The 1608-nt window shown below is 72.0% G+C and carries 1 protein-coding gene and 1 pseudogene; both read left to right on the forward strand.

Annotation, left to right across the window (positions count from 1 at the left end):
• Window positions 1–91: 91 nt before the first annotated feature.
• Complete coding sequence (locus AC27KI_RS24365; protein ID WP_487116323.1) at window positions 92–1174, forward strand: vWA domain-containing protein; 1083 nt, start codon at window positions 92–94, stop codon at window positions 1172–1174.
• Window positions 1171–1608, forward strand: a pseudogene (locus tag AC27KI_RS24370) (SWIM zinc finger family protein); the annotation flags it as partial. The gene AC27KI_RS24365 and the pseudogene AC27KI_RS24370, both read left to right, overlap by 4 nt.

Consider the following 1608-nt stretch of genomic DNA (forward strand, 5'->3'; position numbering starts at 1 on the left):
CGGCTGGCCGCGTGGGGCATCGACGCCGGCACCGGAGCCCCCTGCATGACACCGCTGACCATCCCTGACCCCCCTCCAGCGCTGGCGCCTGTTGCTCGGCGAACCGGCGGAACCCGCGTGCGGCGCGCTCGGCGATGCCGCGCAGGCGGCCGATGCGGCGCTCGAATGGCTCTACGGCCGCGACAGCGATCGCGCCGAGCGCGGCGAGCGCAGCGCGGGCCTGGGGCCCTCGGCGCTCAGCACGCCGGACTGGATCAACACCATCCACACGCTCTTTCCCAAGGAAGTGATCGAGCGGCTGGAACGCGATGCGGTGGAGCGCTACGGCATCGACGAAGTGGTGACCAACCTGGAGGTGCTGGAACGCATCGAGCCGTCCGAATCGCTGCTGCGCGCGGTGCTGCATACCAAGCACCTCATGAACCCGCAGGTGCTGGCCGCCGCCCGCCGGCTCGTGGCCGAGGTGGTGCGGCGCATCATGGAAAAACTCGCCACCGAAGTGCGCCAGGCGTTCAGCGGCAGCCGCGACCGGCGCCGCCTCTCGCGCATGAAAGTGGCGCGCAACTTCGACTTCCGGCGCACCCTGCAGGCCAACCTGCGGCGCTGGGACGCGGCGCGCGGCAAGCTCTACGTGGAGCGGCCCATTTTCATCAGCCGCACGCGGCGGCATGCCGAGCCGTGGGACATCGTGCTGCTCATCGACCAGAGCGGGTCGATGGTGGACTCCGTCATCCACAGCGCGGTGATGGCCGCCTGCCTTTGGCAGCTGCCGGGCATGCGCACGCGGCTGGTGGCCTTCGACACCCAGGTGGTGGACCTCACGGCCGATGTGTCCGACCCGGTGGAGCTGCTCATGAAAGTGCAGCTGGGCGGCGGCACCGACATCGCCCGGGCCGTGGCCTATGCGCAATCGCTCGTCGCCAACCCGGCCCGCACCATCGTCGTGCTGGTGAGCGATTTCTACGAGGGCGGCGACCCCGGAGAACTCGTTCGCCGCGTGAAGGCGCTGACCGGCGCGGGCGCGAAGGTGCTGGGACTGGCCGCGCTCGACGCGCAGGCCGAGCCCGCCTACGACCGCGAGATGGCCGCGCGCCTCGTGAAGGAAGGCGCGCAGGTCGGCGCCATGACCCCGGGCCAGCTCGCGGGCTGGCTGGCCGAGAAGGTGCAGGCATGAACGCGCCGCTGCGGGCCGACCTGCTCGAACTCACCCCGGAGGCGCTAACGGCGCTGGCCAACGCGGGCTTCGTCAAGCGCGCGCAGAAGGACGTGGCGGCCAATGTGCTGCCGCGGCTGGAGACCGAACCCGACGGCACCGTGCGCGCGGAATTCGACGACGGCGCGCGCACGCGGCTGCCGCCGGGCCGCACGCTGCGCGATGCCGCATGCACCTGCGCCGCGAGCGGCATGTGCCGCCACCGCGTGATGCTGGTGCTGGCCTATCAACAATTGAACAGTGCGGCGAGCACCCCTGCGATCGATGCGTCCGCGCCCGCAGCGCCGCCCGCGGAATCGGGGGGCGCCTGGAGCCCCGCGCATTTCGACGACGCGGCGGTGTCGGCCAGCGTGGCGCCCTCGGTGCTGGAGCAGGCCGCGCGGCTGGCGGCCTCG

This window comes from Acidovorax sp. KPB24-03 (genome assembly GCF_057546605.1).